We start from the raw sequence: 4173 nt of genomic DNA, 5'->3' as shown, positions 1-4173 counted from the left end.
CGCCACCCAGTGCCGGGCCGGCGATCATGCCAGCCTGGAACACCACGGCGCCAAGGCCGGCGCCACGGGCGAAGTGCTCGCGTGCCAACACCCGGGCGAACAGTGCGTTGTAGATCGGCGACAGGAAGGCGCGGACCATGCCGGTCAGTGCGATCGCCGCATAGATCGGCCACACGCCCTCAACCGGCAGCCAGCCCTTGGCCACGCTGGTCAGCACCAGCGCGGTGGCGACCAGGCCGGAACAGGCGACCATGCCCAGCTTGCGGCGCGGCAGATGATCCACCAGATAACCGGCGAACGGGGCCACGCAGAAGAACGGCAGCACCTCGGCCAGGCCGATCAGGCCCAGCGAGAACGGATTGCGGGTGACTTCGTAGATGTGCCAACCGACGGTGACCGCGACCACCTGGTAGGACAGCATCGCGAAGATGCGATACGCCAGCAGCCTGGCGAAACCGGGCCGGGACAGCAGGCCCAGCGCGGTGTCTTCGGCCGTGGCGGGCTCGCTCACGACGGATCGCGCTGCAGCTGGGCCTGCGCGGTCTCGCGGATGAACGCCAGCATCGCCGCCACGCCGTTGCTGCGGGTCGGCGACAGGTGGCGGGCCAGACCGATGTCCTGGATATAGCTGGGTTCGGTGGCCAGGATCTCCTGCGCGGTGCGCCCGGAGTACACGCGCAGCGCCAGGAAGATCAGGCCGGAGACGATGGCCGAATCGCTGATGGCGTGGAAGCGCAGCGACTGCGCGTTGCCTTCCGGCACGATCCAGACCATCGACTGGCAACCGAGCAGGCGGTGCTCTTCGGTCTTCCACGCGTCCGGGAAGGCGGGCAGCTTGCGGCCGAGGTCGATCAGGTACTGGTAGCGCTCGGACCAGTCGCCGAAGAAACCGAATTCCTCGGCGATGGCCGTCTGTGCCTCGGCGGYGGTGGGTTCAAGCGGGAACGGGGAGTCGATCACAACAGTCTCTACAGTAGGGAGCGTGGCCGGCTGACCGGCCACGGGGCAGGGCAGGTCAGCCGCGCTTGCGCGACCAGCGCACGCCCTGCGGGGTGTCTTCCAGCACGATGCCTTCGGCGGCCAGCTGGTCGCGGATGGCGTCGGAACGAGCGAAGTCACGTGCCTGCTTGGCTGCCGCGCGTTCGTCGATCAGGCCCTGGATACGCGCATCGTCGCGCAGGGTGCCGTACAGGCGGTCGAGGGTGCGGCCGGACTGTTCGATCAGCGCATCGGACCAGTCCAGCGGCTGCCGGTAGTGGGCCGACAGCAACGCCAGGCGCAGCGCCTCGGGGGCATGCCTGCGGACCAGGTCGTGGACGCGCTCGATGTTGCCGATCGACTTGCTCATCTTGGCGCCGCCGAAGTTGAGCATGCCGTTGTGCAGCCAGAAGCGCGCGAACACCTTGCCGCCGTGCGCGCACTCGCTCTGTGCGATYTCGTTTTCGTGGTGCGGGAACTKCAGGTCGACGCCGCCGGCATGGATGTCGATGGTCTCGCCCAGGTGCGCGGCGGCCATCGCCGAGCATTCGATGTGCCAGCCCGGACGGCCGCGGCCCCAGGGCGATTCCCAGCCCGGCAGGTCGTCGCTGGACGGCTTCCACAGCACGAAGTCGCCGGGGGCGCGCTTGTAGGGAGCGACCTCGACCCGGGCGCCGGCCAGCATCTCGTCCGGATCGCGGCGCGACAGCTTGCCGTAGCCCTCGAAACTGCCGACGGCGAACAGCACGTGGCCCTCGGCGGCGTAGGCATGCCCGCTGCTGACCAGCTGCTCGATCATGGTGATGATCTGCGCCATGTGCGCGGTCACTTCCGGCTCGATGTCCGGCGGCACCACGCCCAGCGCGGCCATGTCTTCACGGTAGGCAGCAGCGAAACGGTCGGTGATGGTGCTGATCGGCACGCCCTGCTCGCGCGCGGCGGTGTTGATCTTGTCGTCCACGTCGGTGATGTTGCGGGCGTAGCGCAGGGCACCGAAGCGCCGCCGCAGCAGGTCGGCCAGCACCCCGAACACCACCGGCCCACGGGCGTTGCCGATGTGCACGTAGTTGTAGACCGTCGGGCCGCACACATACAGGGTCGGACAGGCCGGATCGAGCGGAGTGAACGGTTCGAGCTGGCGAGTCAGGTTGTTGTGCAGGCGCAGGGTCATGGGTCTGTGACTGGGGGACAAGCCTGTGATTTTAGAACGTGTCGGGGCCCTTTGGGGGGACCGTTGCCACCGGTGGACGTCACCGGCGGCCGGGGTGGGGTGGGCAGGAACGGCGCGGACGGGTAATGTTCAGCCCCTTGCGGTCACCACTGCCTACACTATTGCCGTGTCCCTGCTCCCTTCGCCAATGAAAACCACCGCGTTGCTGACCCTGGCCTGCCTGTCGGCGCTGCCCGCCGTGGTCCGGGCCCAGGAGGCCGAGCCCCGCAACCGGGTGGTGATCGTGGAGAACGTGAAGTTCGACTACGCCCAGGTGCTCAACGTGGAGCCGGTGTTCCAGACCCTGCGTGCCACCCGCACCGAGGAGCACTGCGAGCCGGTCTCGACCCGTACCCTGGCCCCGGTCAACGTCACTGGCGAGGAGCCGGTTGAGGACAAGGGCCGCATCGGCCGCCTCTGGGATTCGGTTCGCTCGATGTTCAAGCGCAGCGACGAGGAAGTGCTGGAGGAACTGCCGGCCGAAGCCCCCGCCCCGGCGCCGGCCAACACGGGCCCGATGCTGACGCGGGACTGTCGTATCGTGCCCGTCGGACGCGAGTTCCGCCGCCCCATCGCCTATGACGTGGACTATGTCTACAAGGGCACCAAGTACCGTTCACGGCTGCCCGAAGACCCGGGCAACCGGCTGAAGATCCGGGTTTCGATCACCCCCTGGGTGGGCCCGGAGCAGGCTGCCGCCGGCACCCCCTGATTCTGCGACGCCGGCCTCTTGCGCCGGCCCCGGCCGCATGTAAAGATTGCCGACCAATGAAGCTCACCGACTTCCAGCACGACAGCAGCGCCGCCCGCCAGGCCACTGGCATGACGTCGCGTGCCCGTCGACCGGAACCCCACATTCTCGCTGGGTAATCCGGAGCTTTCTGCTGTTCGTCCGAAAAAAACCCAGCCCGCCGGCTGGGTTTTTTCGTTTCCGCGTTCTGAAAGCTTCATCTGCAACCTTTTCGCACCACCCTGGTTTCCGGTTTTCCCTTCCACCTTCCACCGCGTCGACCCTCGGCGCCGCTCATGCAAGGAATGATGATGTCCCCCAAGCACTTCCTGAACACCCAGGACTGGAGCCGCAGCGAACTTGACGCGCTGCTGACCCAGGCTGCGCTGTTCAAGCGCAACAAGCTCGGCGACCAGCTCAAGGGCAAGTCGATCGCGCTGGTGTTCTTCAATCCGTCCATGCGCACCCGCACCAGTTTCGAGCTGGGTGCGTTCCAGCTCGGTGCCCACGCAGTGGTGCTGCAGCCGGGCAAGGATGCATGGCCGATCGAGTTCAACCTCGGCACGGTGATGGACGGCGATACCGAAGAGCACATCGCTGAAGTAGCCAAGGTGCTCGGCCGCTACTGCGACATCATTGCCGTGCGCGCGTTCCCGAAGTTCGTCGACTGGGCCTACGACCGCCAGGACGTCGTGCTCGAGAGTTTCGCCAGATACTCGCCGGTGCCGGTGATCAACATGGAGACCATCACCCATCCGTGCCAGGAACTGGCGCACGTGATGGCCCTGCAGGAGCATTTCGGTACCCAGGACCTGCGCGGCAAGAAGTACGTGCTGACCTGGACCTACCACCCCAAGCCGCTGAACACCGCAGTGGCCAACTCGGCGCTGACCATCGCCACCCGCATGGGCATGAACGTGACGCTGCTGTGCCCGACCGCCGACTACATCCTCGACGAGCGCTACATGGGCTGGGCCGAGCAGAACGTGGCCGAGAGCGGCGGTTCGCTGAAGATCAGCCATGACATCGACAGTGCCTATGCCGGTGCCGACGTGGTCTACGCCAAGAGCTGGGGCGCGCTGCCGTTCTTCGGCAACTGGGAGCCGGAGAAGCCGATCCGCGACCAGTTCAAGCACTTCATCGTCGACGAGCGGAAGATGGCCCTGACCAACAACGGTGTGTTCAGCCACTGCCTGCCGCTGCGCCGCAACGTCAAGGCGACCGACGGCGTGATGGATTCGCCGCAGTGCATCGC

General features: G+C 66.7%; 5 protein-coding genes. 2 read left to right on the top strand and 3 right to left on the bottom strand.

Annotated features, from left to right (window positions below):
- The 3 genes from AC1VAN_RS16790 to cysS form a co-directional block, all read right to left on the bottom strand.
- The coding region (locus AC1VAN_RS16790; protein WP_480986248.1) for an MFS transporter at nt 1–511 on the bottom strand (511 nt) is incomplete at its 3' end.
- Nucleotides 508–960, bottom strand: a complete 453-nt coding sequence (locus AC1VAN_RS16785; protein ID WP_480986247.1) for a SufE family protein — start codon at nt 958–960, stop codon at nt 508–510. The genes AC1VAN_RS16790 and AC1VAN_RS16785, both read right to left, overlap by 4 nt.
- Nucleotides 961–1015: 55 nt before the next feature.
- Nucleotides 1016–2149: a cysteine--tRNA ligase gene (gene cysS / locus AC1VAN_RS16780; protein ID WP_480986246.1), complete on the bottom strand. Its 1134-nt coding sequence runs from the start codon at nt 2147–2149 to the stop codon at nt 1016–1018.
- 187 nt (nt 2150–2336) lie between these two features.
- Here cysS and AC1VAN_RS16775 point away from each other — a divergent pair, with 187 nt between their 5' ends.
- Both AC1VAN_RS16775 and AC1VAN_RS16770 read left to right on the top strand, forming a co-directional pair.
- Nucleotides 2337–2900: a hypothetical protein gene (locus AC1VAN_RS16775; protein ID WP_442251610.1), complete on the top strand. Its 564-nt coding sequence runs from the start codon at nt 2337–2339 to the stop codon at nt 2898–2900.
- A 329-nt stretch (nt 2901–3229) separates the two neighbouring features.
- Nucleotides 3230–4173 (top strand): N-acetylornithine carbamoyltransferase (locus AC1VAN_RS16770; protein WP_480986245.1); only part of this gene is annotated, 944 nt, incomplete at its 3' end.

It is taken from the genome of Stenotrophomonas sp. 05L44_2 (assembly GCF_056665995.1).
The sequence above is the reverse complement of the archived record's forward strand: the minus strand, read 5'-3'. Positions and strand labels throughout refer to the sequence as shown.

What these genes read in the sequence shown, in the direction of transcription:
- AC1VAN_RS16775 (WP_442251610.1), top strand. Translation starts at nt 2,337, where the DNA reads ATGAAAACCACCGCGTTGCTGACCCTGGCCTGCCTGTCGGCGCTGCCC.